The organism is Hymenobacter antarcticus (assembly GCF_039539545.1).
Classification (GTDB): domain Bacteria; phylum Bacteroidota; class Bacteroidia; order Cytophagales; family Hymenobacteraceae; genus Hymenobacter; species Hymenobacter antarcticus.
Genome location: NZ_BAABDI010000007.1, coordinates 64,575 through 87,683, shown reverse-complemented (window position 1 = coordinate 87,683; position 23,109 = coordinate 64,575). Strand labels below are relative to the sequence as shown.

General features: G+C 55.0%; 20 protein-coding genes. 14 read left to right on the top strand and 6 right to left on the bottom strand.

Translation table 11 applies throughout. The features are described 5' to 3' along the window. The first annotated feature begins 293 nt into the window (after positions 1-293). The 8 genes from ABD819_RS07290 (at position 294) to ABD819_RS07255 (ending at position 8,130) form a co-directional block, all read left to right on the top strand. Positions 294-1,634, top strand: coding sequence for a site-specific integrase (locus ABD819_RS07290; protein ID WP_345122576.1), 1,341 nt, complete (start codon positions 294-296; stop codon positions 1,632-1,634). 347 nt (positions 1,635-1,981) lie between these two features. Then, complete coding sequence (locus ABD819_RS07285; RefSeq protein ID WP_345122574.1) at positions 1,982-2,515, top strand: hypothetical protein; 534 nt, start codon at positions 1,982-1,984, stop codon at positions 2,513-2,515. A gap of 732 nt (positions 2,516-3,247) precedes the next feature. Further along, positions 3,248-4,450, top strand: a complete 1,203-nt coding sequence (locus ABD819_RS07280) for a hypothetical protein (RefSeq protein ID WP_345122572.1) — start codon at positions 3,248-3,250, stop codon at positions 4,448-4,450. Between the two features lie 581 nt (positions 4,451-5,031). After that, positions 5,032-5,190, top strand: a complete 159-nt coding sequence (locus ABD819_RS07275; RefSeq protein ID WP_345122570.1) for a hypothetical protein — start codon at positions 5,032-5,034, stop codon at positions 5,188-5,190. Between the two features lie 49 nt (positions 5,191-5,239). Then, positions 5,240-5,875, top strand: a complete 636-nt coding sequence (locus ABD819_RS07270; protein WP_345122568.1) for a hypothetical protein — start codon at positions 5,240-5,242, stop codon at positions 5,873-5,875. Between the two features lie 178 nt (positions 5,876-6,053). Next, complete coding sequence (locus tag ABD819_RS07265) at positions 6,054-6,428, top strand: hypothetical protein (protein WP_345122566.1); 375 nt, start codon at positions 6,054-6,056, stop codon at positions 6,426-6,428. A gap of 686 nt (positions 6,429-7,114) precedes the next feature. After that, on the top strand, positions 7,115-7,438 hold the full coding sequence (locus tag ABD819_RS07260) for a hypothetical protein (RefSeq protein ID WP_345122564.1): 324 nt from the start codon (positions 7,115-7,117) through the stop codon (positions 7,436-7,438). 239 nt (positions 7,439-7,677) lie between these two features. After that, the gene (locus tag ABD819_RS07255) at positions 7,678-8,130 is read left to right on the top strand and encodes a hypothetical protein (RefSeq protein ID WP_345122562.1); all 453 of its coding nucleotides are present in this window, start codon (positions 7,678-7,680) and stop codon (positions 8,128-8,130) included. Positions 8,131-8,185: 55 nt separating this feature from the next. Here ABD819_RS07255 and ABD819_RS07250 read toward each other — a convergent pair whose 3' ends face one another. After that, positions 8,186-8,491 (bottom strand): NIPSNAP family protein, encoded by a 306-nt coding sequence (locus ABD819_RS07250; RefSeq protein WP_345122560.1) that lies wholly within the window; start codon positions 8,489-8,491, stop codon positions 8,186-8,188. Positions 8,492-9,003: 512 nt separating this feature from the next. Between ABD819_RS07250 and ABD819_RS07245 the strand changes: the two genes are divergently transcribed. Continuing rightward, entirely contained in the window at positions 9,004-10,743 is a 1,740-nt protein-coding gene (locus ABD819_RS07245; protein ID WP_345122558.1) for a tetratricopeptide repeat protein, read from the top strand. Between the two features lie 323 nt (positions 10,744-11,066). On the opposite strand, the gene ABD819_RS07240 is transcribed toward ABD819_RS07245, so the two are convergent. From ABD819_RS07240 to ABD819_RS07220, 5 genes are all read right to left on the bottom strand, one after another. Then, on the bottom strand, positions 11,067-11,933 hold the full coding sequence (locus ABD819_RS07240; RefSeq protein ID WP_345122556.1) for a lipase family protein: 867 nt from the start codon (positions 11,931-11,933) through the stop codon (positions 11,067-11,069). Beyond that, complete coding sequence (locus tag ABD819_RS07235) at positions 11,930-14,032, bottom strand: caspase family protein (protein ID WP_345122554.1); 2,103 nt, start codon at positions 14,030-14,032, stop codon at positions 11,930-11,932. Before ABD819_RS07235 ends, ABD819_RS07240 begins: the two co-directional genes overlap by 4 nt. 344 nt (positions 14,033-14,376) lie before the next feature. After that, positions 14,377-14,523: a hypothetical protein gene (locus ABD819_RS07230; protein ID WP_345122552.1), complete on the bottom strand. Its 147-nt coding sequence runs from the start codon at positions 14,521-14,523 to the stop codon at positions 14,377-14,379. A gap of 42 nt (positions 14,524-14,565) precedes the next feature. Beyond that, positions 14,566-15,348, bottom strand: coding sequence for an IS5 family transposase (locus ABD819_RS07225; protein WP_345122550.1), 783 nt, complete (start codon positions 15,346-15,348; stop codon positions 14,566-14,568). A gap of 58 nt (positions 15,349-15,406) precedes the next feature. Beyond that, entirely contained in the window at positions 15,407-16,357 is a 951-nt protein-coding gene (locus tag ABD819_RS07220; RefSeq protein ID WP_345122548.1) for a GIY-YIG nuclease family protein, read from the bottom strand. A gap of 314 nt (positions 16,358-16,671) precedes the next feature. On the opposite strand from ABD819_RS07220, the gene ABD819_RS07215 reads away from it, so the two are divergent. The 5 genes from ABD819_RS07215 (at position 16,672) to ABD819_RS07195 (ending at position 22,938) form a co-directional block, all read left to right on the top strand. After that, a complete protein-coding gene (locus ABD819_RS07215; RefSeq protein ID WP_345122546.1) occupies positions 16,672-17,181 on the top strand; it encodes a hypothetical protein in 510 nt (169 codons plus the stop codon). 26 nt (positions 17,182-17,207) lie between these two features. Beyond that, the gene (locus ABD819_RS07210; RefSeq protein ID WP_345122544.1) at positions 17,208-17,525 is read left to right on the top strand and encodes a hypothetical protein; all 318 of its coding nucleotides are present in this window, start codon (positions 17,208-17,210) and stop codon (positions 17,523-17,525) included. A gap of 162 nt (positions 17,526-17,687) precedes the next feature. After that, positions 17,688-18,599: a helix-turn-helix transcriptional regulator gene (locus tag ABD819_RS07205; protein ID WP_345122542.1), complete on the top strand. Its 912-nt coding sequence runs from the start codon at positions 17,688-17,690 to the stop codon at positions 18,597-18,599. Positions 18,600-18,680: 81 nt separating this feature from the next. Continuing rightward, entirely contained in the window at positions 18,681-20,549 is a 1,869-nt protein-coding gene (locus ABD819_RS07200; protein ID WP_345122540.1) for a GmrSD restriction endonuclease domain-containing protein, read from the top strand. 1 nt (position 20,550) lies between these two features. Further along, complete coding sequence (locus ABD819_RS07195) at positions 20,551-22,938, top strand: GmrSD restriction endonuclease domain-containing protein (RefSeq protein WP_345122538.1); 2,388 nt, start codon at positions 20,551-20,553, stop codon at positions 22,936-22,938. Positions 22,939-23,109: the final 171 nt, after the last annotated feature.

The window sequence follows — 23,109 nt, the reverse complement described above, 5'->3', positions numbered from 1 at the left end:
CACTCGGGCCGCGAACCGCAAGCCAAGCGCTTCCCGGCCAGTAGCGGTTATCGCTGCCCGTGCGGCCATCCGTCGCGCTTACGGATGGACAGAACGATGCCGAAAGCACCCACGAAAGCAGGCTGCTTCCCTACTCAGGAAACACTGCCACATCTGAGCAGAAACGGCCTGTAACTAGACGAAACCAACACCCTCATTATGACATAAATTACTGATAATTAGTTGTAACTGAAGAAATTTTCTCGAATGTTTTCAGGATTTCGTCATTTCCAACTCCTTACCCGCCCCGTTTCATGGCTAGCATTACCCTGTTCCTTAAGAACCCCACGCCCGTCGACAAAAAGACGCCCATCATTGCCCGCCTGGCCCACGGAGGCATTAAGACAAAAATATATCTAGGAATTAGTATTGAACCGCGACAGTGGCAGCAAGACGAGCAGCTTGTCAAAAGCCGGGGCAATGCCCAGGCTGGCCGCCTCAACCTAATTCTGGCCGCCATGCGCACCCGCCTGGAGAATTGCTTCCTCGACGGCGTGGCGGCGGGCTTCTTGCCCACCGCCGAGCAGCTGCGGCAGGCCATCGAACCGGAAGTTGCTCAACCGGAAAGAGCGCGGGGGGTCGGAACTCGGCCGGAACCCGAAGCCATCGCCGAGCCCGCCCTGGTACGCCCTTCCTTACTCGACGAGTTTATCGCCTGGAACGAGCAGCTGCGCGGGCGCATGAGACCGGCCACGTTGCAGACGAATACGACTTGCATCAACCATCTACGCGGGTTTATGGCCCGTACCGGCTACCTGCTCGCCTTCGACACCCTGACCCCTGCCTTCGACGCTAAATTCTGCAACTACCTGCTCACCGTCCCCAAGCTCACGGACAACGCCATTGCCAAAAACCTCATCCGCCTCAATTGCTTTCTGCGCTACGCCCACGCCCAGGGCCTGACCGAACGTCGGGACTTCGAACGGCTAAAATGGAAACACCAGACCCCGGATATACTGGTACTCACTAGGCACGAAGTGCAAGCCCTTGAGCAGGTCGAGCTCACCGACGCGCCTGCCCTGGCCAACGCCCGCGATTTGTTCCTGCTGGCCTGCTACACGGGCCTGCGCTACTCGGACCTGGTGAGCGTGCGACCCGAACACCGCCAGGGCAATAACCTACGGCTCCGGGCCGTCAAAACCCGCGAGCTGGTCACCATCCCGCTGCGCCCCGCTTCTGGGGTGCTGCTCGACCGGTTGTTCGCTGGAGAGGTCCACAACATCAGTAACCAAAAGCTCAACGACTACCTGAAAGAGGTGGGCCAACGAGCCCAACTGAACACCCTGGTCGAGCGCGTGCGCTACCGCTCAGGACGTCCTGAAAACCAGACCTTTACCAAGTGGCAACTGCTGACCTGCCACACGGCCCGGCGCACCTTCGTGACCCTGGCCCTAGAGCAAGGCATTCCAAACCAGATAGTCATGCAAGTATCTGGTCATAAGACTTTTAGCGCCTTTTCTCGTTACATCAACTTGGCGCAGTCAGCCGTGACCGACGCATTCGAAGCGGTGTATGGCCAAATAGAATCAGTTCCACCAGCGGCAGAAGAAATAGCCATGCGTCACGAGGAGCCACCACTACCCAAGCATTGCTAAGCAAATCAGTCGGACCGCGTATTGAGCGATTACGAGCGCTGTAATTGCCCCGACACGTACTGGCTGACAAAACCCTGTGACCCACGCCTACCAGCGCCCTCTGAATCTGGCCGTGCTCGCGCACCTAAACTCCCAGCCGGCGCCCGGTTAGGGACAGGGTACAAATCCGGTACTTGCGGACCGCTCGACCTTTGTCCGGCCACCAGCAAAACGTAACGCAGGTCTGCAGCGGAACTTATCCATTCAAGGCCCACAATTTATATTGCAAATACGCATTTACAAGGTATATTTGGGCTATTATCAAAGATAATTTTAACAAAGCCTCAGCTCCTCTCCATTTTGACCGTTTGGCCATGCTTTCCCCCGCCGAATCTGCCCTGTCCACAACCTTGGAACAACTGGAACTGATGGCCGAGGCCGCCGCGCAAACGCTGCGGCTCTTCCAACACCAGTTAGCAACCGCCAAAAGCCTCTTGCCTTCCCAAACCTCCGCCCAGGACATGCCCACACAACCCTCAAATGCCCCGGCCAGCGGGCGTGACTTTCGCGAATGGCTCCTCGACGGGGCTTATTACCCCAAAGGCCGTTTTCCGCTGGTCGTGTTCAAAAAGTACGTGGAACAACAGTACACGCTGGCGGAACTCACCGCGTTGTTTGCGGCAGACAAAGTGTATTCCAAAGCCGTACGGGGAAACAAAATCGTGTTTAAACCGGCTGCAGAGGTAACGGGGAAAGCAGACGCCAGCTTCCACGGCGACTTGGTGCGCACCAAGGACGGGAAGTTCATCCGCGTAACCAATCAAATCGGGATGAACAACTTTCCCGAATTGCTGCAGTACTTGGCCGACCTATTTCACTTCCCCATCCAAACCAAAAGCTAGTAGATGCCAACCAAGTCCAATGGATGCCCATCACAGGGAGAATTTCACTAAAGTTTAAATTATTTATTATTGACAATCAGTCTTTTATAATTATTATTATCATTTATCAAACATAAATCGTCTATACCGCGTTAATATGGCAGTAACGAGCTCCCGCCCGGTATATGACCCATCAAGCAAAACACCCGCCGACCCCTCATTCTAGCACTGGCTGCCCCGCTTCCGCTATTTGTTACCAAGTCATTGCGGAGTCGGACAGAAAAGAGGCATACCACCGTTGAATAGCGTAGTCTCCAGGCCCGTGAGTACAACCTGGCTCATGCGTCTGCTTGGTCACACCCGTGGCCGTGAGCGGTCTCGAACCCGATTTGATGAGTACCCTGGCTAATTACCGCTGGTTGTGGATTGCGGTAGCTAAGCCATTTACTTCGAACGAAAAGGCGAATAACCTTGAAGCCCTTGCGCAGGAACTGATTTAGGGGTTCCAGGCCGGACAAGCGCTACCCATTGGCTGCGCCTCTCCGTCGAACCAGTACAGCATCACGATTTGGCCCTCGCCAACACAGGTATCTCTCACACTGCTCGCTATAACGAAACGTAGCGCGACACGCTCGGCCAATTGAAACAGGCCGAAGCATGGGCACTAACCCGAGCCAAGCACTTGCGGACTGGCAACGGGTCCGGCTGTGCCAACATCTGATAATCCGAACGCTCAGTTTTCTTTTTTCACCCATGCAGCGCCCCCTGACCGACCTTTTGCACGATTTTCAACAGCACCTGATTGCGGTGCGCGGTCTCCGGCCGGTCTCGGCTCGGGCCTATGCCGGCAGCGTCAAAACCGCGCTTCGGTTGGTACCTGGTGAGCAGTACGCCGTTTCGAGCACCTTGCAAGAGTTCCTGACCGGGGTCCAAGCCCATTCCCCCATGCACCGCATAAACGGGGACCAAGCTTGCTCGCTGCGGCAGTTTTACCGGATCCAGCCCCTTCCCCTCACCATCGTGGGGGACGTGCCCGCGCAACGCGCCGCCCCACCTGCTGCCCTTGGTCCCACAAAACGGCCCCGGGCTGCCGCTACGGAGCATTCCTGCTCTTCCGAACCGATGGTGCTGACGCAGCCCGTTTACATCGAACGGGAATACATGCGGCGTCAGTTTGTCGGCCGGCTGGAGTCCCAGGAACGCTATTACGCCAACCTGTTTCGCCAGCAGCCGGAGCATGCTCCGGTGTGCCTGCGTTACCCGGCCACCTTTTTTCGGTACGTTGGCGCGCCCCCACTCATCCGGCAAGCCGTGCAAGAAACCATCCAGGCGGCGACCGAACGCGTGCGCTTCTACATAACGGAATTGCCTTTAGGTCCCAACCCCACGGTTCGAGCGGTTCCCTTCAGCGCCGTCGTGCGGTTGCAAGTCGTGCCCGTTCCTGCCGGGGCACACGTCCATGCGCACTGCGTGAACCCCGGAGGGCAACTGGTGGCCGGCCAACTCATGCAGCGCGTGCACGCCGCCGACGCGGTCACCGAATTCGAGCCTTTTCAGCTATCCCCCGCCACGCTGACCACGGCGTACGCCAAAAGCTCGGCCAGCTCCGCCACCTTGGCCCAAAAGCTCTTCACCCACGTCTCGCTCGACCATGTGGTGCCCTTTACCGACACCTTGCGCGCCAACGTGGACAAACTTCCGGGCCTGCGGGCACTGACCGCACGGATTAGCCAAACGGGGGGGCCTCCGTTGCAAGCCCCCAACGCCCGCTACTTTGCCGGGCAACGTGAGATTTACCAGGGCTTCTGCAAGCCCGGCGCCCTTCCCGTCGATTTAGTGGACCAAGTAGCGGCCGAAATCCGCCTGCTTGCTGAGCAGGTCCAGTTGGAAATACTTTCCACTTCGCGCAACAGCCAGCGCGGAAGCAACACGTTCCCCAGCAAAGCAGCCGCCTGAGTGCAAGCGGCCTAACGTGGCTGATTCGTTGCCAGATGCCACGCCCGCACTCATTCTGCGGCCGATGCTTGGTGACCCATTAACCAGTTAATCAGGCAATTTGATAGCGCGCAAACTCGTCTTTATAAACGAAGGACTCCGCAGAAAGCCTTTTTTGCCTTATTCTTATTTTCAACGGATTACGTGCAATTATGCTGGTCCTGCTCCGCTTCCTGGTCAAGCTCGCCTGCCTCGTGTTGGTGTTAGCCTTCGCCGCATCAATTGGGGGTGCTTTTCTGCTCGCAAACCCCCAGATAAAAACGGTTGCTCAACTTTTTCACCTTCCGGCCACAACTGCCAAAAAATGAGTCCCGCCGGCACGTCAGGCACCTTCGTTCCCTAAGGCGAGGGGTATTCCATCCAGAAGACCAAGTGGCTAAAGGCCGGCAACGATGCCGCCGAAGCTACGCAATACGCGATGCCGGTGGCGCCCCATGAGTTGGGCAATTAACGCCAGCATCCGAAGCAATGAGGAATGAGCGCCCTCGGGACGCTCCTTCACTCCCCGCCATCCGCTCATCCCGCCCTTTAACGTCAAACCCATGTCACGCATCTTCGGCAGCCTCCTGCTCACGGCCATCCTTTTTCGCGACGCCTTCCGCCACCACAAGCCGCTGTCCTATCTGCTGCTGCTCGGCGTGTTTCTGTTTCTCTGCTACATCTACGACATCATCCGGGCCATCTTCGACTGGCTGAAGTAGCTCCAGTTCGCCGCTGACTGTTGTCTTTCACTTACCCGCTTACCACGCGATGGCCACCCCCTACGAATTCGTTGCCCGCCAAGTGCGCGCCCACCTTCCCGGCGCCCGTGTCGCGCCGTTAATCGATTCGGACGAGCCCCGGCGCGACCGGACGACGCGCCTCTACCAGAGCGGGGACAACGGGGAATTCGGAGAGGATTACTCGACCATTGAGTTGCGGTATCCGGGCGGCTACCCGTTTTACTACCCCCTGCAATTGACGCTGCCGGGCCAGCGGCCGCTAAGCGTCTGCATTGCGCCCGGCGCTGATTACATCCAACGGTTTACGCGGCCCGATGCGGAAATTCGCGATTACCTGGCATACTACGCCTACTGGCGCATTGAGGCCTGGGTTAACCCGGCAGCAACCGATTTTTGGATCCTAATGCTTGAGCTGAAGGACGAAGCATCTCATTACTTGATTCTGCCCACTCGGAAGCTGAAAGAATTGCTGAGCCGGGCGCACGACCCCGAAAAATTCAGTTTGCTGCGGTCCAAATCCGGTTTCTGTTTCGCCGCCCAGCCATTGTCAACGGCCAACCGGCTGGCGGTGCTTAAAAACCCTTCCCTGCTCGACACCGACGAAAACCGGGACTTAAAAATGGACTCGTACCTGAACAATTGGCACCAGCTCGCTGCACCGTGAAGCATCGAAAGGCAGCGTTTTTATTTGTTGGAATCGCTCCCGTCACTACCAAGTAAAAGATGGGTAATCCAATTTTCTGACAGCCGAGTACGTTTTTACCTCCTTGACAAGAGCACATCATCACCCGTGGGCTTTGGCTGCGACCGGGTGGATAGGGCGCACGCTTAACCTAAAAAAGATGGACCACGATGCCTTTGTTAGTTATGAAGACATTGCTGCTAGCCTGGAAGACAACGAGGTCATCGTGGGACGCATGTGGGAGTTGTTGCGCCAATTCAAGCAAGACTGCCGACGGGTGTTCAAGCTCCGCGCGATAAGGGAAAAGCGCCGACTTGGGTCGACAGGGCCGTTGGAGGTGGTATTCTATTTCGATGCCACCGACCAGGTCCCTCCTCCATACATCTTGGCCGGCATGATAAGGGCCCAGTTTGAGTTTTTGGACTTCCCCACGACGTTCCACGTGTTCTCCTGGTACCGCGACCCGGATTCAGACGAGTGCACGCACCGGGGCTTCGGCTTGCACATCGCCTATTGGCGTTTTTCCAACAACTAATTTCTTCCGCAGAGCCGCTCCTCTAACTCCGCTATTCATGGGCCAGTATGTGCCTTACTTCATCGGGTTCGGTTCCCTCCGCCAGTTTGTGGGCGACTTGTCACGGCTGCTGGCCGCCCTGTGGCCCGTCACGCGGGTACAGGTTTGCCGCCTGCAACAGCGGCCCCTTGCCCCGCTGCTGGTCACCGTTTTTGTCCGGCATGAGTCCCATTTGCCGACCCCCGAGGCCTTGTATGCGGCGGTGGAATCCCTGCGGCCTGGTGCGCTCACCGTCCGGTGCAACATCTCGCCGGTTGGTCGTCGTTGGGGGTTCCCCTACGCGGCCCTCGTTCAAGTTTACGTCTACGACCAACCTGTTCCGGCCGGCTTTAGGCTACTAGGCCGTTGAGCAGACGGCCGTGTGGTCATTCCTGCCTTCCTTATTTCTGCTCCCATCCATGGCCCCATCCGAAAATACGCCCCTGCAGTGGGTTCGGAAACAAGTTGTCGCTCATTTTGGCGAAGCTTGGTTCCTGCGTCAATGGGCGTGGCCCAATCCAGACGCTTACCACCTAAGGCTGCAACTGCCGCTTAGCGGCCTGTCCGGTATCAAGTCTCGTCGCCCGATTGACCTTCGCATTCGTCCCGCCGCGAAGCTCCTCACCGAAGCGGCGGTGCCGGACCACCTGCGCCCCGAAGTCTCCCACGTGGGATGCTGGTCCTTCGACGGCGCCGAGCAAGTGGCCATGACCGACTTCTGGATCCTGGTGCTGGAGGAGCCCGGCCCTGGCCCGACGACCACCGGCTTCGTGCTGCCCACGTTGGAGCTGCTTAACTACCTGCGTTGCTCCGCGGAAGTGGGCCGGCTCTTCTTGTACTTCACCCGGTCCGGCCAGTGCTACGCCAGCCCGTCCCTGGGTACCAACCTCTCGGCGCTGATGACCCACGGCCCGCGCGTCACTTCTTCCCGCGTGAGCCTCACCCACCAGCTGAACGCTTGGCACCTGCTCGCGGACGCCCCCTGCTTTTGACAGCGCCGTCAAGCACGATCTGTTACGACAACCTCTATTCCCGCCCCCTCACAATGTTCCGCTACTCTTGCGTCAAGTTTATTCTGCTCTCGCTGATAGCTGGCAGTTGGTCAGCCGCCTCAGCCCAAGAAATACCGCCGCCGGACAAGCGTTCGCATCCGCGCATGCGCCGCAGCCGCTTCGACGCCTCGCGTCCCCCTGCCCCCCCTCCGCCGCCGAAAACAGCCGCGTTTAATCCCTTGGTGGAACTGCGAGCCCTCAACTACGCCTATGTCCGGGAGCTCAGCCGTCGCCGCTTGCTCCGCCAACCGCTGCCGCAAAGTTACCAGCCCGTGCAGTACGACTCGCTGCTGCTGCCCGGCACCGTGCTTCACAACCAACGCCTGGTCACCGCCAACGGCGCGTTGTTTCACGACCTCCGGCAACCCCACGCCGAGCTGTGCGGCTACTTCTCCGACCTGATGCGTTACCGCAACCAGCCAGTGCAGCTCGCCCATGCCATTTGGCAGATGTTCGACGATTCCAAAAAAGGCCACAAAGAAATCCAACACGACCACCAGTACGCCTACGTCAGCGTGAGTTGCTCCGACACCTACTTTGTCGTGCGGCTGGACCGACACCCCAGCACGCCTACCCACGCCGAGCGGGAAGGGTATTCCAACTGGCAACGGCAGCACGTGCCGGTGCCTTAAGCTTCACTTCGTTGCCCCTGCGGCATCCTCCTTGGTCAGCGCTTGCGGAGTCCGCTCAAGCAAACACCGGGCGAAAAAAGCTACGCTCGTAGCTGAGAATGCAACCCGTTTCTTCGGCAAACTGGGCGGCCGCCTGACAGGCCGGGTCAAGTGCCGCTTGCTGGCGGTACTGCTCGTACGCGGCCAAGCTGCTAAAGGTAAAGAGCGCGAGCGCTACGTTGTTCGCGCCTTCGCCAGGCAGAAAGTATCCGTGGTGCTGGCCTCCAAATTGCTCAACCAGCGGAATCCACAGGCGACCGTACTGCTCAAAATCCATCAATTTGGCGGGGTCCAGAACGTAGCGGATGTAAACAGTGACCATTGGTTATGTTCGTTGAAGGCACCGCAGTACCTGGGATGCAGGCCTTGTTTTGCAAAATAACCCCAATCGCGTTTAGATATTATAAAGGTCCGGGCGCGGGTAGGAGTTTTTATCTTGACCCGGACTGCCAAGTGTTCTGGTCAAGGCGAGCAAACATCATTAGAACCGATTGTAAAAGCAAGAAGGAGCATCCAATAAGTAGGAATCGTATCAACCTGGACGCAGCACGGGTTCACCCGTTTGTGGTCGACTTCGTGGGTAAATTTATTTCGATGAGCTAAACTATCTTAATCATCCGCATTTGATCTGCTGCTCACCAACCGCGCCCGCGGCGTGCTCATCCGCGCGTATCCCCCTGGGGGCCGTTGCTGCACCGCCAGCACGGACACACCGGGCCAGCGCATGGAAGTAATGGACCACGGCGAGGGTATGGGCACCGATGATTAAGATGTCCGGGCCTTCGGTTTTGAACTGATGGCTGCCTGCCCAGCGAACAGGCTCCGGTTGTGGTTGTGCCCTTATGCTTTATCGGTACGTCCCCGCGTGTTTTTATTCTTCGCTTTCTGTTTTTTATGCCCAGCTTCCCTGAACCCGTTCAAACCCTGTATGTAAACGCCCTTCAGCACGAGCAAGCCGCGGATTGGGGCGCGGCGGGGGCTTGCTACGAGCAGGCCGTTAAGCTGGTCACGGACTCCCCGGAGCTGTGGGCCCGTTACGGCCAACTGCTGGGCCGGAAGGGGGTGCGTAATTCGGATGGGCACATTGGCCTGGCGGCCTTTTCGCGGGCAGCCAAATGCCCGGCTACGACGGCCGAGGAACTCTACTGGCGGGGAGTGGGCGCCCTCCTCAACGACGGCGACGGCGACTCCCGGCGCGACCTGGCCGCCTCCCTGGCGCTCGACCCTACCCGAGCCGACGCCTGGTATCGCTTCGCCGAAGCATTGGAAACCCCGTCCGCCTACGTTTCCCCCGATGACTACGATGCCTCGCCCGAAGGACAGGCCCGGCGGCTGGCCGCATACGACCAGGCCCTTGCCCTGAACCCCACAAACGATTGGTATCGGGTGCGCCGGGGAAGATTTCACCTACTGCACGACCGGCTCGACGAGGCACTGGCGGACCTGGACGCGGCGTTGCTGCACCAAACATATTACCATGCCGCGGAACTGCGGGCCGTCACTCGTTTCCTGCGGCACGACTTTCGCGGGGCGCTGCAAGACTTCCGCACCAGTAGCTGGCGAGGGTTGGAGGGCGACTGGCGTGAGGCCAGGGTTGAGTACGTTATCAAGTACCCTGATAAGCGGCAGCCCTCCCCGGTACAGCGCTGGAACGATGCGTTGGCTCTTTTCGAGTTGACGGGCCTCCGGGAGCCCACTTCGGCGAAGTACCTGAGCGAACGGGCCCACTATTTCCTGAAGCATGACGCACCGGTCCGGGCGCTGGCCGATGCCGAAGCCACTGTGGCTTTGCGGCCCGGCCACGCACCTTACCGGGAGCTTCGCGTGGCCTGTCAGCAGGCGCAAGCGACGCCGGACTTCGCGGCCCTGCTAACGGATTGTGAGTGGCTGCTGGAGGCGCTCCGTCCCCGTGCCACCCGTTCAAAGAGAACAGACAATCCCGGTTCGCTCCGTAGCCAGGCGATAGACCAGGCATTAAGCCGGCGTGCCCGCTATGGCTATTATGCGGCTTGGGCTCATTTTCGTCTGGGCCGGCCCGAGCAGGCGCTGGCCCATTTTGCGGCCGCCACCGACCGGCCTCCGGAAGAACCGCGCCGGGACCGCGGGCGAATGAGCGGAGAGTGGTCGCCGTATTCTTTGGGTATTGGCGATGTAAAATACTTGCCACCACCGGTATTCGACACCGAATACCTGCGCTGGCAACTGGAGCACCAGCTGGCGCAAGAAGTGACAGACCCCGAGCGGCAGCGCACTATCAACGAGTGGCTGTTAGCAGCGGCTCAGGTGCTGAACGTCCCCGAGCTGGCCCAGGCAATGGAGCAGTACCGGGACCTGTGGGTGCCGGCTGGCCATTATTATGGGTATGCCCGAGCTGACGCGGTTGCGAAGGCGCTGACGCAGTACTTGGTTGGCATGCAGCAGCCGCTTTATAAGACAGTGTTTGCTCAGCTCTACCGAGGCATTCTCAGGTCAGAGTTGCGCGACGCGCAGAACAGGCCGGATGCGTCCGCTGAACAGTGCCGGGCGGCGCTGGACCACTACGAGGCCCGGATAGCCGATTATAGTGCGAAATAGAGTCTGCTCAAAGAGCCTTATTTCCCTCAACCCAACAAACCGATGTGGTCCAGTAAACCAGACACCACGGGGACGTGGTTTGCAGGTTAGTTTCGACGGGGTTGGGCAAGTGGTAGCCGAGCACGGGGTGGCTCAACTTTGTAGCAGGCTATGGGATGACTGGTTTCAAGCTTGGCTAACGTACGTCCTTCGCATATGCCCCTCTTCTGTCCGTCGTTTCTAGACCGTCTCACTACGTTCCACAGCAGGGCAATCCTACTGTCAAACGTTGCTTGTGACGCTACACCAATACTCGAATACTCAAGCTTTCACCAAATGTGTTATTATAGAAATTGACAAATTTTGCGGGCCACTTCTGGGTCAGCTAGGTACCCTGCGATGCCATGACGATTGTCTGTGAAGTTTATTACTTTGTTGTAGTTATCAACGGCAGGGGTTATGCCAAAGTTGGTCTTATCAAGTGGGTTTAAAGCAACAATGTCGCGGTCATCGTAGGCGTTAAACCAATTCCTTACACACGGTGGTGAGGCCAGCGGTTTTTTAAGCCTTGCTTTAAATGCCCTCAAGCCAAGTGGAGAACCTACCGTAATAAGCTGGGGGAAAGCTGGTTGAGCTGGCCAAGGTGCACTAAGCACGTTGTAGGCGACAGCGGAGCCCAATGAGTGCCCTAGTACTACGCAAGGCTCCTGCCCTATGGCAGCTGCTACGAAGTCGTTAATCTGTTTGCGAACGTTTGAATAACTCAGGTACACAAAGGCATCACGCGTGAAGAGGTCAATGAAGCGCCCGTTGAGGCCAGGCACCTTATCAAGAGCCCGAGCCATGGCCTGTACCCATTCCCATTCACCAGGTCCTCGGGCAATTGCAGCACCACCTAATTCTAACTGTACATCCTTCGCCGTTACACCAGCATTTTGGGCAATTTCAGTCAAAATTTCTCCGCGTAAGGAGGACTCATCCCCTTCACCTAAGTCCCCTTTAGCGGTTACATCTCGACTAAGCGGAGCTTCTACTTGCTTCACTAGGTCTGCCAGCAAGTCTCCATAGTATGGGAACTCGATTGTTGTTTTGGGCGGAAGCTGTACGTCGGCACGGGCACAACCGTAATGCAAGGCATCGACCCACTCTTTGCGAAGCAGTTCAGGATTTTTACCTTCTTGTGCACGGCCATGAATGAGAACTAGTTTCATTGTTTTGGGGACTGGTGAATGAGGTTGAAAAAACTAGGGTTGTGAGTGAGGGTAAAGAGCAAGTCACGGCCTGACGGTGCGTAGGTAGTCCATAAAGCGGGAATCACGTGATGTCGCAACTGTTCATGATAGGGTTTATGCAACGGATTGCCAGGCTGCAATAAAGCCCAACCTTGGCTCAGAAGTGGAGCAAATGGCGCGTAACGCTCTAAACCATTCACAAACACTCCGTCTGGTATCCGGTGGCGCCGTGCCAGCATTAGCACGTCGAATGGTACAGGCAAGTCGGACTGTTGCATGTAAGATAAAACATCACGCACCTGTTTGTAATTGCCAGCCTGGGCATAAGCATAAGCAGCGTACAGGCCTAGAGTAGGGTCAAAAAGCTTCATGAGCCGCAATTCCCTAGCCATCTTCTCTGCTTCATTGCGATTGGGGAAAAATTCTCCATACCGACTCGCTACTGCAATAGCAGCCTTGTGCCTTTCTAATTGAACGGCATGGCTTGCATAGCCTTGGTATCGCCAATTCTGCCGTGACGGAATGTAGTTCACACTAACTACCCGTTCGTCTTCCACAACTACAATGCCTATCATACCAGGCCAGACGGGTAATACGGTACTGTTCCCACCACGAAAAGTTAGTAGTAATGAAGTTGGTGTTTGTTCATCTATAACCCCAGTGTAGCTATTTGGCAATAATTCCCAAGCTGAGTTGTTACGCCCCTTTGAATCCCTTCTGGAAGCAAGCCAATTCGGTGACTGCAGCTCCCCGATGATTGAGACACCTTGAATTACAAAGCCCGTTTTAAAGCCATAGCTAAGTACTTCAGCTTGCCCATCCAGCAGCAACTTTATCTCTCCCCTTTCTTGTCGTAGCCGCTTCCTTTCTGCATTTTTATCTGCTAAGCTTTTGTTCTTCTTCGTTTCTTCATAAGCCACGCGTGTGGCCTCAAAGACTTCGTTCAGTTCTTGGTTATAAACTGGACTTTCTTTGGGGATAGTCCTTGCTACTCGTGCAAGTGAAGTGCTTAACGTGTTGTGCAGGCCAAACAATTGACCATTGCCTTCGCGTCCCTCCTGCATAGAAATTATAGCACTCACACTAGGCAACCCGTTATTTTGCAGCTTTTTATCTAAATCCAGATGAAAGGCTTGCTTCCTGGCTACTTTATAACTAGTCCAGTCCGAAGTTTGCAGTGAAAACTGGACATTCTCATTCTTATAGGCATTATAAGATTTAAATGCACCCAACATTTTCACCTGACTACCGCTCGGCGATTTGGCTTTGTTAACAAGTGGCGCTAGTAACGTGGTACCATCTACGAAGTACATTGGTAAATCACTTTCTACACGCACAATGGGCTTCTGGTTTGCCTTAATATCAGCTTTCGCTGCTAAGCTTGGTACGGTCGACTCTAAATAAATTTTAAGCTTTCTCGAAGTAATTACTTGAAGTTGTGTTTCCCCCTCGCCAGTCTTGTCATACCACCACGGCTCAAGGGATTTGATGGCCTTTATTAGGCAATCAGTAAATACTCCTTGGTATCGGTTCTGTTCGGCCTCGTCACGAACTTCCCACGCTGCCTTGCCGGGTGCTGTGGCGAAAAACGAATCTATAGTGGCATTATCCCCATCTCCAGTATAACCAGGGTTGCTAGGAAAAATGGCACTCCCTTTAATGCCCGTTAATTCATCACGTTCAGCAGGTGTCCGGCAAGCATCGGAGATAAAAACTACATGTGGAATACCACAACCCCGAGCCAAGTCAATAGACTCCGAAAGGTTAATGGCAGCTGACCCATTTGTAGCAGCTTTAGAGAGCAGCCAGAATTCGTCGCGTGGATTGAGACGAATACCATGTCCCGAAAAATAAATTATCAGTTGCTGGTAGGTAGCCGCTTCAACAATTTTATCCACAGCGTTGAAAATAGTAGCGGCCGTTACCTCAACGCCTCCCTCATCTGTAATAAGTACCGTATCGCAACCTTGTGAGCGCGCCCACTCCGCAAAGTCATTGGCTCCTTGTACTGCGCCTAACAGAGGTTGTAGTTTTGCTACGTTATTGACTCCTATACAAACAACGGCTCTATTCGGCATGGGGTAGAAAATGGGTAGTTTATCAATTTTGCTGTAACAATAAGAATAAAACCTGTTACCCACTTATTCACGATGATAACTGCGCTAATGCCTAGCTTATCGTGCAGATATGAGGAAACGCCTGACATTCAATGTCATTCGTTTCAACCATTTGATTATGAGCAATTAACATCATAGATTTTATGTAAGTCTATTAGATGACGTTTTAATAGACCCCGAAAGATGAATTGGAGCAGTTCCATTAATCTGAGTAACCCACCAAAATAAGAAGTAGAAGTTCATAAGCTAGGGGCTGATGTAGGCTTAATAGGGAGTACCCTGAACGCTATACTGTACTCAACCTTTCACTGCAGCACATACACCGGCCGCGTCTTATATTCCACGAGCAGCTGCCGCGTGTCGTTGCCGTCCATGAGAAACGGCGACAACTTGAAGCATTTGATTTGCGCCAGGTCGAGCGTCAGGCCCGCGTGCGTGGTAATGGTTGCCATATTATTATTCGGATGCTTTCTGATTAAGAACGTGTTTGGGAACTAGTGGGCTGTTGCTCGGCGTAAGGTCATGGTCAAGTTGGCGACCAGCAGCCACGCGGCATGGCTGGCCGTTGTGCGCTCGTAATCCATGGTGAGTCGGCGAAAGCAATTGAGCCAGGCAAAGGTGCGCTCGACGACCCAGCGCTGGGCCACCGGCACAAACCCGCGCGTGGCACTGGGCGGCCGACTGGCCACGTGATGCTGCCAGCCCAGGTCCTGCACGTGCTGGGCGAATTGGCCATTGTAGGCGCTGTCGGTCAGCACCCTGCGGAGCCGGCTGGCCCAGGCGGGGCGCAGTTGCGTGGGGGCCGGTAGTAAGGGCCGGGCCGCCCGGCTATCGTGGCCGTTGGCGGCGTGCACCTGCACGCGCCAAATGCGCCCGCCCGTGTCGCAGAGCACTTGCCGTTTGCGCCCGTTCACGCGCTTGTGCGCATCGAGGCCCCGCTGCTGGTTCAGGCGCGGGGCCAGCTTGACGCTTTGCGCATCGACCAGCGCCAGGGACGGAGTAGGCGGCCGGTGGCAGGCCCGCCGGTCGGCGCGGTTGGCGGCCTCGTTGAGCCGTTGCAGCAGGCCGGTAGTTTGCCAGCAGGCAAAATAGTAGTACACGGCCGACCAGGGCGGAAAACAAGCTGGCAGGCTGCGCCACTGGCAGCCCGTGCGGCACACGTAGCGCAGGGCGTCAACGACTTGGCGCAAACACAAGCGCCGCTTGCGTTGCAGGGGCAGCAAGGGCGCAATAACTTGCCACTGCGAGTCAGTGAGGGGTTGATAGCCGTCAACCATAAAGCGAACCGGAGCCTAGGAACTTCTGCCGCAACTTACTGACTCGTTTCTTTTTGCCCTACCCAATTCCCAAACACGCTCTAAGGCCGTTGGCGCGGGAGCCGAGTTTTTTCATAAAGAGGTATTCGCGTTTGATGACCTCAGGCCGGGTCATGGTTTTGGGCAGAGTCATCAAGACCGTGAATTGAAAATGCCGGCCGTGATGCGCGTCGGCGGCCAGGAGCTTGACTAATTCTACGTTGCCCCCGTGGCCCTGCGTGGCCACGTAGTCTTTCCAGCGGCCCCAAATGCCTTCCGTGCCGGAGGCGGAGCCAATGTATTGCTTCCCGGTGGATTGGTCCAGTATCAAATACACCCCGGCGGTGGCCGAGAGCATCCGGCACCACTCGTCACGGGGCGACTGGCTGGTGACGAGCTGCGTCAGCTCTGCGAACGAGAGGGTGAAATCCAGGTAGTCGGTGAAAGGCTGACTGAACGGCTTGGGCTGAATTTCCAGTACCGCCTTGCCCACTTCCGGCCGCAGCCACTGGTGCCAGCTGATGGCAGCCCGGCCCCAGTCGAAGATGACCCGCTCTTTCAGGTCAGCAAAGCCGGGCACCTCAACCAGGTGGTAGTAGAAATGTTCTTCAGTTTCGCGCTCGATGCCCAGAACCTGAAACACCCCCACGAAACGGGATTGACTGCCCGGCTCGCCCAGGCAGGCTACAAGGAAGTCGCATTTGTCAAACACGCGGTTCCCCTGCTGGCGCTGGTAGTCGAGGAAGGCCGGCCGGTGGTTGCGGTAGAGGTCGTTAATGTCAATTTTGCCGCTGGTATCGCGGTGCCGCACCAGTTTTGTTTTGGCCGCAGCGGGGAGGCCGCGGGCATAGAGCAGTTCCTGCAGGGTGATGGGATTGCCGCGCTCGACGTCATCCGATGCCTCCTTATAATGATAGGCACAGCCATCGAGTACCCCTTGGTCCAGGCCGGGGTAGCTGAACACGATTTTCCGCCCGTTGGCTTCCCGCAAAATGGTGCACAGTTGTTCCGGCCCAAACCCCATCATGTAAGATAAGGGGCTCTCTGCATCTGGAAACTGTTCTTGGTAAGCAGCCAGCAAAGTGGCAAGCTCGCTTTCCTGGTCTGAAACTAGTGAGTTGGTCATTCGATTTGGGCCAGGGAATTAGCTGCCGAGTCAAATAAGAGGCAAAGAATCGGTCGGTGCAAATCGAAGATATCCCGAACATTTAGCTTAACCCCGGCAGCAAATTTCTGCCTCGGATGAAAACGACATGTTCTGTCGTCTTCGGCATGCACCTTCGTCTAAAATTGGCACCTGAACCCATGCAACCCCCATCCATTTCTTCTAGCGCAAGCGGCCCGGCGCAGGCTGATGCCCTATTCGCGTCCTGGCTACAGGAATGTGCCGACGTACCAGCCGTGCAGGCATTGACACCGGCCACGAAATCCGGCCTGTTAACCGTCTTGCACCACATCCTGGCGGATACCGGGGATATCAACGTAGACCATCAGGACGTTTGGGCATTGCTGGCCGGGGCCACCTCCCTTCAATTCGGCATGGCAACCGGTGGAGGCCACAACCGCGCCGCAGTAGTCGGGCAGCAACTGTGGGAGAGTTCCACCCTGCTTGGTGATGCTACACTGCCGGCCCACCGGATTTTGCTGGCCATCCAAAGCGGAACGACGCCGGAATTGGAGATGGACGAGCTAACCCAAATCCTGGAGTACGTGGTGAGCCAGGCTGGGGACCAAGTCGAAGTAGTTTTTGGGCACGGCCTCAATCCGGCCCTCGGTGGAAGCATCCAGGTGATGATGCTCGTTAGCCGGCAATAAGACCACCTTTCTTTTGGAGTAACTCCATGCTACGACCGCTACGCATTGTAAAACCGGAACGCCTGACCGAGGAGGACCGACAAGCCAGAGAAGAAGTGTTAAACGCTCCGGTGCCACCCGGCCTGCCACCTGGCACCAACATGCTCCTGGTTTCCGTCGCCGGCCGCTTCCGGGGGCGGGGCCTGAACCTAACTGAACTGGTCGAGGCCGGGAAAGAGGGATGGCAGCGGGCGCAGCGCCATTATGGAGCAGAAACCGACAAGCTCGAGCAGTGGGGCTTGCGGTGGGTGCAGGAGAGCATGTTAATCGCGCTTTATGACAATGAAAATAAAGCCGGTCTTTAATCATAAAGGGTATTTGCCAGCCACTACTAATCCTTACCTTGCACCTTGCTTACGCTTCTTCAGGAGAGCAGGTATCGTCCGTTTGCCTTCTACTCCAGGGGATGAAATTGGGCAGCGTATCCGGTTGAAATCCTGAACGAACGGAGGCACCTACTCTGCTCTGTGACTACCCACGCCCATTTTCTTCGTCAGTTATTAGTGGTTCTGCGCTTGCAGCACCTCAAGCGGGCGGTGCCGTTTGAAGAGTTGCGTGACTACCTATTGGAGCAGACCTCGTTGCGGGACTTAGCCGCTAACTATTCGCAGCGCACTTTACAGCGGGACTTGCCTCAGATTGCCGAGCGCTTTGGTGTTACCATTGGGCATGACCGACGAGCAGGTGGCTATGTGATTATCACAGCGGATCCGTTGCCGGAAGGTTACCAGCGACTGCTCGATGCCTTTGAGCTGCAAGAGTTCCTACGCCTCCCGACAGCCCTGAGCCCGTTTGTGCAGTGGGAGTCACGTCGGCCCTTGGGCACGGAGTGGTTGCAACCGTTGCTGCGCGCCGTGCAGCTACGCCGGCAGGTAGCGTTTCAGTACCATAAGTTTTGGGATGAAGCGCCCACCGCTCGGACCGTCTCACCTCTGTTGCTCAAAGAATTCAAAGGCCGGTGGTACCTGCTGGCTCACGACCCGGCCCGCCAGGGGCTGCGGTGCTTTGGGCTGGACCGTATCCGGGCGCTGGAATCAAATACTCAGTCATTTGAGTCCCCTGCCGACTTTGCGCCCGATACTTACTACGCCCACAGCTTTGGCATTATTCGCCCCGACCACGAACCGCCGGCAGAGATTGTCTTGGCGTTGGAGCCAACCCAGGGCCGATACCTCAAGTCGTTCCCACTCCATTCCTCGCAGCGCGTGCTGGTGGATACTGATGCGGAGCTACTGATTCAGTTGACCGTGTACAACACCTACGACCTGCTGATGGAATTGCTTTCCCTTGGCGACCAAGTGCAAGTGCTGGCCCCTGCGTCACTAAGGATGCAGGTCAAGCAAATTCATGCTGCTGCAGTAACAGGCGGTCCCATATAATGGCCCAGAAATACCTGAAGCCAATAACTCTTCGAACTCAAACTACCTCATAATCAACATCACATTAATGCCTTGTGCTTCATGGAAAACGCTGTACGACTCTATTCCATAGGCGAACTACTTGGAAAGGATTTCTTTATCCCATCTTATCAGCGCGGATACCGCTGGGATAAGCAACAAGTAGTTGACCTGCTGAATGACATATCCGAATTTGCGAATAAAAGGAACAAGAACCCCGGGGAGTTTTATTGTTTGCAGCCTATTGTCGTTCGACCCTGCACAGGAGTTGCTGCTTCAACTGACCAAGGCAATCCAACGCAAAGCTGGGAAATCGTCGATGGGCAGCAACGGCTCACAACGCTGAAAATCCTATTTGTGTACCTGACGCGAGTGCATCTACAGCAGAATGAGTCCTTTGCCAGCGCTTACGGAAATGATGTATTCACACTACGGTATGAAACGCGGAACGATACCAACTACTTCCTAGAGCACATTAGCGAGGGCAATGAGGAAGGTGTTGATTCGCACTATATTTCCCAGGCTTACAGGTATATCCGCGAGTGGTTTGAGGGCAAAGCGCAACAGCGGCCAGCTCGCGACACGATAATCGGAACGCTGGTGGGAACCCCCGAACAGCCCTATGTTCAAGGGACCGTAAAAGTCATCTGGTACGAGCTGGCCAAGGACGAAAACCCCATTGAAAGCTTCACTCGCATCAACCTGGGCAAAATACCTTTGACTAATTCTGAGCTAATCAAAGCCTTGTTTCTGCAAACCAGAAACTTTGGTCCTGAAGCTAATGAGCTGGGTAAACTGCAACAGCTTGAAATTGCTGGCGAGTGGGACCGCATGGAGAATGCGTTGCAAAACGATGACCTGTGGTGGTTCCTGAATAAAGGAGAAAACAATACCAGCGCCCGCATTGAATTTGTTTTCGAAATCATCCGTCAACTGGAGCGGCAAAATGACCCTGACTTAGATAAGAAAACGGGTACGGATGGCCACGCTACCTTTCGCTTTTACTACCTACGAACGAATGCTGACCCCTCGTATGAGTTTATCAAGCAGGAATGGGGAACGGTTGTTACTCGCTTCAATCAGATGCTTGAGTGGTACCTGCATCCTGAGTGGTACCATTATGTAGGTTTTCTAATTCATTGCGGAGAGCGAGTAGAGGACTTACTGGCTCTTTATGATGCACCTACTAAGAAGGACATCACTGAACGGTTAAAAGCCAAAATCACGGCAAAGCTTGTAGCCGTCGGTATTGTGGAATGGACTCATGATGCTAAAGGCGGTGAGACCTATCTAAATCTGAGTTATCATAATCGTGAGTTGGTCCGCCGAGTACTCCTGCTCTTCAACCTGCAGGAGGTAATCCGGCAACGCCGCTCTTCTCTGGGCTTCGCCCGATTCCCTTTCAAATCCTTCAAGCTTGAAAAGTGGGACATCGAACACATTGATTCTTCTTCAGAGAATCCACTTATCGTCCTGCAGGACCAGCTAAACTGGCTGGACGCGGCATTGCACGATTTGCCACAACTCAGCAGTGATGCCGGCCTCTTTAAACGAATTCAAGACTTTCGGACAGCACAAAAGAGTGAGGACAGGGAGACATTTCAGGACATCCAACAGGATATTATCAAACTGGCGGGGGAAGAAGGGAATGATGAGCTAACGAAAAACAACATCGGCAATTTGACCCTGCTAGATGCGAGTACCAACCGCTCCTATGGAAACGCCCTTTTTGTAACCAAGCGGAGAATAATTCTTGAAAACGATGGCGACGGGAAATTCATCCCGCCTGCTACTAAGAATGCTTTCCTAAAGCACCACGACAAGCAAGGCATCTTCCGGACTAGCTGGGGTATAGATGATATCCGCGCTCATCGCAAACAAATAGCCATCGAACTGCGCGATTTTTTACCTGCTAAGCCACTCAATAACTAAGATGAAGAAGTATACTTTGGAAGAACTGCTGGTCGGCGAAATCGGCATGGTGGCGCAGGAGCCAATTCGCTTTGACGGTGTGCAGGTGCCCATGATACAGCGCGACTACGCGCAAGGCCGAAAGTCGGAGGAAGCTGTACGTAACCGGTTTCTGTCGGCCCTTTTCGGGGCATTGACGGGAAACAATCAACTGACGCTCGATTTTGTGTATGGCTCTGTCCAGACGCTGGATAAAAAGTCCTACTTCGTGCCGCTTGACGGGCAGCAACGCCTGACGACGTTGTTTTTGCTCTACTGGTACATCGGAAATCGTGAACTGATGGGCGATGCAAAGACGACGCTTAGGGGCTGGCTGGGAAAGTTTAGCTACGCAACCCGCAGCACAGCCCGTGACTTCTGCGACAAACTCACAGGCGTAGACATAGACCCTGCTACTAAGCCAAGTCAGACAATTCGCAACCTTGCTTGGTTTTACAGCAGCTACCAGCAAGACCCGACTATCTTGGCCATGCTGGAAATGCTTGATGCCATACACAAGAAGTACACCGAGGGAACCGCGACAGACCTGTTTCCCGCACTAAAGCAGTTGTCGTTCTATGTGCTGCCACTTGATGGTTTCGGGCTTTCGGATGAGCTATACATTAAAATGAACGCCCGAGGCAAGCAACTCACGGGCTTCGAGAACTTTAAGGCAGACTTAATTGATTGGTTACGAGCCGACACCAATCCGGAGCGCGAGGAGTTTGCTAAGCTTGCTATTTTGGATGGCCGGAAGATTCCTTTTGTTGAGGCTTTCACCATTAAGCTGGATACCACTTGGACCGACCTATTCTGGCGGAATGCTAGGGTTGACAATACAGTTGATGCAGCTTATCTGCGCTTCTGGCAGCGTTTTTTGCTGGCTATGCAATATGTTGAGCCCAAACCGGTTGCAGAAGAAAATTCCTTAGCTCTGGCTTTAGATAGCAGCGCGTACAATGAGACTTACAAAGGTTTTTCACTTTATAGAACGCTGCTAGGAAAACCCGGCCGGGTGAAGGCCGCGGCTTGGCTCTTGGATAAGTTATCTGACCACTATGATGCAATTGGCATCGCTATAAAAGATTCATGGGGAGAACAGGCCGAAAACTGGCACCTTTTGGCATCTTCCATCACTCTGCAGCAGCGTATTCTTTTTTATGCAGTTGTGTGCTACCTGGAAACAGAAGCATTTGACCAGCAGGCACTGCGGCGGTGGTTGCGGGTGATTTGGAACATCAGCGTGGACCCCGATATGCGTAGTACTGACGCCATGGTCGCCGTCATGCGAATGGTCGGCAAGTTGGCCAAAGGTGCGGGCAACATCTATGAATTCCTGCCGACCGATGAATGCGCTGAGATAGCCAACACCGAGCGTTCTTCTTTTATCAAGGCCCAATTAACGGAGGAGCGCTTAAAAGCTCAGCTCATACAGGGCAACGCTGCTTGGGAATCTGTACTTGTTGCAAGCGAGAAGCACCCGCTTTTTCAAGGGAACATCCTGTTTTTGTTGCTTGGCGAACTTACAACTGACCGTTTCCAACACCGGGCGGCATTGGCTGAACGAATGTTTTCAGCGAAGGGCACAGAAGGCGCCTATAAGGGAGCCCACTTATTGCTTCGGGCCACCATCAGTAATGCACCTAAATGGGACTGGCTCTTGGGCTTGGACATGCGGGATAATGCCTATAACTGGCGGCTACTGTTAAGAAGAAATGCAGCGGTTCGGACTTTGGTAGGACACTTGGTGAGTTTGGCAGATGAACCAGCTATAAGAGAGGAATTACACCGCCTAGTGAGCCAACCTTCTGCTCTCCAATCAAATACTGAACATCGTCATGTCCATGAGCACCTTTATCTGGAAGCAGGGTTGCAAAACTGGATGCAAAAGCCAGAAGTAGGTGCTACGGGACTTCGATGGAGGTATGATCACATCTATGCCCATAAACACTATGGCCGCGACTATACGCGAGTGAGACTCGATACTTTTCGTAACGAAATAGCAAATGGCTTGATTGAGCATCTTGGCTTTGAAACAGAGCAACGATGTGGAACCAGCAATTGCTTCTGGGGCGATACGTTGACGTTGTTTAGAGTTGAAGCCGATTGGATGATTACGGCTCACTTCAACGAATACGAGACCTTACATATTGGTGTCCGCCGGACTGATGCGTTGGCACTAACAGAGAATGAACTTGTTTCGGAGGTGGAGCAGGACGAGCACTGGCTCGTACAGAAACCCTACGTGTTCAATAACGTCTCTAGCGCCGAGTTGGCATCTGAACTTGTCCAAATCATTAAGAGTGATCTGTTTGATAATGATTTTTTTCGCGCTCGAATTAATGTCTTGTCAGTTGCAGCAGCTAGTTGAGTCAGTATTTCTAGCGCTGTGAATAGGATAATGATAGCCGGGGGACCCGTCAGGGGACCCGTCCCTCCTCTCCGCTATATCAGGACACACCAGACTAGATAGTAGCTCGCAGCGCAAACCGCCAGGAAGGCCAGAAAAGGCGGTTTCTGTGTGTTCTCATCTAGCTGAATA

Bases quoted from the DNA above. Each gene is read 5' to 3' on its own strand.
- ABD819_RS07290 (WP_345122576.1), top strand. From the start codon at position 294: ATGGCTAGCATTACCCTGTTCCTTAAGAACCCCACGCCCGTCGACAAA.
- ABD819_RS07280 (WP_345122572.1), top strand. From the start codon at position 3,248: ATGCAGCGCCCCCTGACCGACCTTTTGCACGATTTTCAACAGCACCTG.
- ABD819_RS07275 (WP_345122570.1), top strand. From the start codon at position 5,032: ATGTCACGCATCTTCGGCAGCCTCCTGCTCACGGCCATCCTTTTTCGC.
- ABD819_RS07270 (WP_345122568.1), top strand. From the start codon at position 5,240: ATGGCCACCCCCTACGAATTCGTTGCCCGCCAAGTGCGCGCCCACCTT.
- ABD819_RS07265 (WP_345122566.1), top strand. From the start codon at position 6,054: ATGGACCACGATGCCTTTGTTAGTTATGAAGACATTGCTGCTAGCCTG.
- ABD819_RS07250 (WP_345122560.1), bottom strand. From the start codon at position 8,491: ATGGTCACTGTTTACATCCGCTACGTTCTGGACCCCGCCAAATTGATG.
- ABD819_RS07240 (WP_345122556.1), bottom strand. From the start codon at position 11,933: ATGAAACTAGTTCTCATTCATGGCCGTGCACAAGAAGGTAAAAATCCT.
- ABD819_RS07235 (WP_345122554.1), bottom strand. From the start codon at position 14,032: ATGCCGAATAGAGCCGTTGTTTGTATAGGAGTCAATAACGTAGCAAAA.
- ABD819_RS07230 (WP_345122552.1), bottom strand. From the start codon at position 14,523: ATGGCAACCATTACCACGCACGCGGGCCTGACGCTCGACCTGGCGCAA.
- ABD819_RS07225 (WP_345122550.1), bottom strand. From the start codon at position 15,348: ATGGTTGACGGCTATCAACCCCTCACTGACTCGCAGTGGCAAGTTATT.
- ABD819_RS07215 (WP_345122546.1), top strand. From the start codon at position 16,672: ATGCAACCCCCATCCATTTCTTCTAGCGCAAGCGGCCCGGCGCAGGCT.
- ABD819_RS07210 (WP_345122544.1), top strand. From the start codon at position 17,208: ATGCTACGACCGCTACGCATTGTAAAACCGGAACGCCTGACCGAGGAG.
- ABD819_RS07200 (WP_345122540.1), top strand. From the start codon at position 18,681: ATGGAAAACGCTGTACGACTCTATTCCATAGGCGAACTACTTGGAAAG.
- ABD819_RS07195 (WP_345122538.1), top strand. From the start codon at position 20,551: ATGAAGAAGTATACTTTGGAAGAACTGCTGGTCGGCGAAATCGGCATG.